Raw genomic sequence first — 2,787 nt, 5'->3', positions numbered from 1 at the left:
GGCGACCGAGAACATGACGGCCTTCGAGGCTCCACGGGCCGGCGGCGTGGCAGCGGCCGCGGACCTGCTCGTCGAACCGTTCGAACCGGCAACCGGCCACATCCCGTTGCCATCGGGGGCCGGACTCGGCATCGATGTCGACGAGGACGCCGTCAGGACTCTCAGCGAAACGTTCCAAGCCTCATGACCGCGGCTGACGACAGCCGCACAGTTCGCGGCCTGGTGCCCATATTGGCTACTCCCTTCCAGTCCGACGGCGCGCTCGACGTGGCCGGCCTGCGCCGGCTGGTCGAGTTCCAGCTGTCCGCCCCTGTCGATGCGGTGGCGACCTTCGGCATGGCGAGCGAAGGTTTCGCTCTGACCGCCACCGAGCGGCGCCTCATCCTGCGTGAAGTGAGCGACGTCGTCGCCGGTGCCGTGCCAGTGGTAGCCGGCGTCAACGCGACCTCGACCGCCACCGCACTCGAGCAGGCCGCCCAGGCGGTCGAAGACAACGCGCACACATTGATGGTGTTGCCGCCGTTCATGGTGGCTCCCGGCCCGGATCAGATCGTCGAGTTCTACGGACACGTGGGCGAGCTCGCCGATTCGGCCGGTGCCGAGGTGATGATCCAGGACGCCCCTGGCGTCACAGGTGTCGCGATGTCCCCGGCGCTGATCGTGGAGCTCAGCAAGCTCACCGGCGTGGCCTCGATCAAGGTCGAGTCCCCGCCGACCGTGCCGAAGGTGGGCGCCGTGGTCGATGCGATCGGCGACGACGAGGAGTTCGTTGTACTCGGTGGGCAGAACGCACAGTTCGTCCTGGACGAGTACGCGCGCGGCTCCGTCGGCACCATGCCGGCCTGCGAGTTCGCGGACCTGCTCGCGGCAATTCTGGACGATTGGAACGCAGCGCGCGAGGACCAGGCACGGGAGGCGTTCGCCCGCCTGTTGCCCCTCGTGGTGCATGGGTTGCAGCAGGGCATTGCGTGGGCAGTGCACAAGGAGGTGCTGGTCCGCCGCGGCATCATCGAGCACGCGACGGTGCGCTCGCCGGCCAAGCCGCTGGACGCTGGCGGCCGGGCCTTGCTGGAGGCGGTCCTGAAGCCGCTGGGACTCGGTGCCGACGGCCCACACATCTTGGACAAAGGGGCTGTATGAGAGTCGTGATCATCGGTGCATCGTCGTCCATCGGGCAGGCCATCGCGGAGAGATTCGCTTCAGACGGCGCAAGGGTCGTGGGGATATCTCTGGAGGAGTCCGGGAACCCTGTCCTGACCGCGGACTTGACGGCGGACTGCGGAGTAGCCGATACCGCGACGGACGCCGTCGAACGAGCCATCGCCGTCCTCGGCGGCGTCGACGTCCTGGTCCCGGCTGCGGGAGCGATGCCGACCGGACCCGCCCATCAGACGACGGACGAGCAATGGCGTCGTGCGATGAGCAGCTGCTTGGACACGTTCTTCCACACCGCTCGGGCGGCCCTGCCGCATCTCGGGAGCGGCGCCGCTATCGTGGCCGTATCATCGGTGAACGCGTTCTTGGCCGCGCCATGGGTGCCGGCCTACGCGGCAGCCAAGGGAGGCGTCGACGCGCTGGTCCGCCAGCTGGCGCTCGACTACGCGAGACGTGGGGTTCGGGTGAACGCTGTCGCGCCCGGCGTCGTCGGGGGTGTCGATCCCGCGAAAGCCGCCGGCGGCTACCCGCTGGGGCGGACGATCACGCCGGAGGAGGTCGCTGCAAGCGTCGTGTTCCTCGGCGGGCCCACGGCCTCTGGTATTACTGGAGTCGTGCTACCCGTCGATGGTGGGCTCTCCATCACGTCGCCGGCCGCCTTCGTCCGTGCCGACCTGCTGGCGCGTCTCGAAGCGAATGGCTGACATCGAGGTCGGCGGCCGGTTCGGTCGTCTGTACAGGGTCCTCGACTGGCCGGTCAGGCTCGTCGGGCTCAACGTCCTGTGGTTTATGGGCGTCCTTGCCGGACTGGTGGTCGCGGGTCTCGCTCCGGCGACCTTCGCGCTCTACGCCTTGCTCCGGGAGTACCTCCTCGGCACATCACCGCGACCCTGGCGAGACTTCTGGACGCACTGGCGTTCGGCGTTGACCGCCTCACAACTGGCGCTGGGCGTGCCGATCCTGACGATGTGGGTGGTCGTGTTCTACACGCTCGCCGCCCGGGGCACACCGTTCGCGCTGGGCGCGGTGGTGTTCACGTTCGGTTACGGTGTGACCCTGCTTCAGCTGCCGGCCGTCTTGGCGCATCTCGAGCTGTCCGTGACCGAAGCGTGGAGGGCGACGGTCACGATCGTGTGGCGGCGTCCCCTGCTGAGCGTGGGGATTGGACTGCTCACGGTCGCGCTGGTGCTGGGCGTGTGGTTCAGCAGCCCCGCCGCTCTGCCGCTGTTCTTCCCGGCGGTACCCGCGCTGCTCGGCGCCGTCGTCGTCCACCGGGCGCTGCCGAGGCCGACGTCCTGAGAACGACGGCCGAGTGCCGGTCAGTGGCCGAGGTGCATCGCGTGGTAGCCGAGGCCAGTGGAGATCTGGTCGGCGTGCTCGATGACCTTGGTCGCCAGCTCTTTCTGACGTTCAGGCAGGTCGATCACTGAGATCGGTCCGGACACCGACAGCGCCGCGACCACCCGCCGGGAACGGTCCCGGATCGGAGCGGCGAGACAGGCTCGGCCGAACGCGAGCTCCTCCACCTCGGTGGCGTAGCCGTTGGCGCGAACGTCGGCCATGACCTTGACGAGATGATCGAGGCTGGAGATCGTATGCGGGGTATACGAGGGGTAGCTCTCGCCGATCAAC

The 2,787-nt window shown here is 68.4% G+C and carries 4 protein-coding genes and 1 pseudogene; 4 read left to right on the top strand and 1 reads right to left on the bottom strand.

Translation table 11 applies throughout. The features are described from left to right. From ELR45_RS34620 to ELR45_RS05380, 4 genes and pseudogenes are all read left to right on the top strand, one after another. Positions 1-187: pseudogene (locus ELR45_RS34620) on the top strand (hypothetical protein); the annotation flags it as partial. Then, complete coding sequence (locus ELR45_RS34615; RefSeq protein ID WP_165367495.1) at positions 184-1,140, top strand: dihydrodipicolinate synthase family protein; 957 nt, start codon at positions 184-186, stop codon at positions 1,138-1,140. The pseudogene ELR45_RS34620 and the gene ELR45_RS34615, both read left to right, overlap by 4 nt. Then, positions 1,137-1,859 carry an SDR family NAD(P)-dependent oxidoreductase gene (locus tag ELR45_RS05385; protein ID WP_129664042.1) on the top strand — a complete coding sequence of 241 codons (723 nt, stop codon included), beginning with the start codon at positions 1,137-1,139 and terminating at the stop codon, positions 1,857-1,859. Before ELR45_RS34615 ends, ELR45_RS05385 begins: the two co-directional genes overlap by 4 nt. After that, complete coding sequence (locus tag ELR45_RS05380; RefSeq protein WP_165367494.1) at positions 1,852-2,454, top strand: YesL family protein; 603 nt, start codon at positions 1,852-1,854, stop codon at positions 2,452-2,454. Before ELR45_RS05385 ends, ELR45_RS05380 begins: the two co-directional genes overlap by 8 nt. A gap of 20 nt (positions 2,455-2,474) precedes the next feature. On the opposite strand, the gene ELR45_RS36980 is transcribed toward ELR45_RS05380, so the two are convergent. Continuing rightward, positions 2,475-2,787 (bottom strand): IclR family transcriptional regulator domain-containing protein (locus ELR45_RS36980; RefSeq protein ID WP_205856048.1); only part of this gene is annotated, 313 nt, incomplete at its 5' end.

It is taken from the genome of Phytoactinopolyspora endophytica, assembly GCF_004138495.1.
GTDB lineage: Bacteria > Actinomycetota > Actinomycetes > Jiangellales > Jiangellaceae > Phytoactinopolyspora > Phytoactinopolyspora endophytica.
The sequence above is the reverse complement of the archived record's forward strand: the minus strand, read 5'-3'. Positions and strand labels throughout refer to the sequence as shown.

Excerpts from the sequence above, each read along its gene's own strand:
- ELR45_RS34615 (WP_165367495.1), top strand. The coding sequence starts at position 184 with ATGACCGCGGCTGACGACAGCCGCACAGTTCGCGGCCTGGTGCCCATA.
- ELR45_RS05385 (WP_129664042.1), top strand. The coding sequence starts at position 1,137 with ATGAGAGTCGTGATCATCGGTGCATCGTCGTCCATCGGGCAGGCCATC.
- ELR45_RS05380 (WP_165367494.1), top strand. The coding sequence starts at position 1,852 with ATGGCTGACATCGAGGTCGGCGGCCGGTTCGGTCGTCTGTACAGGGTC.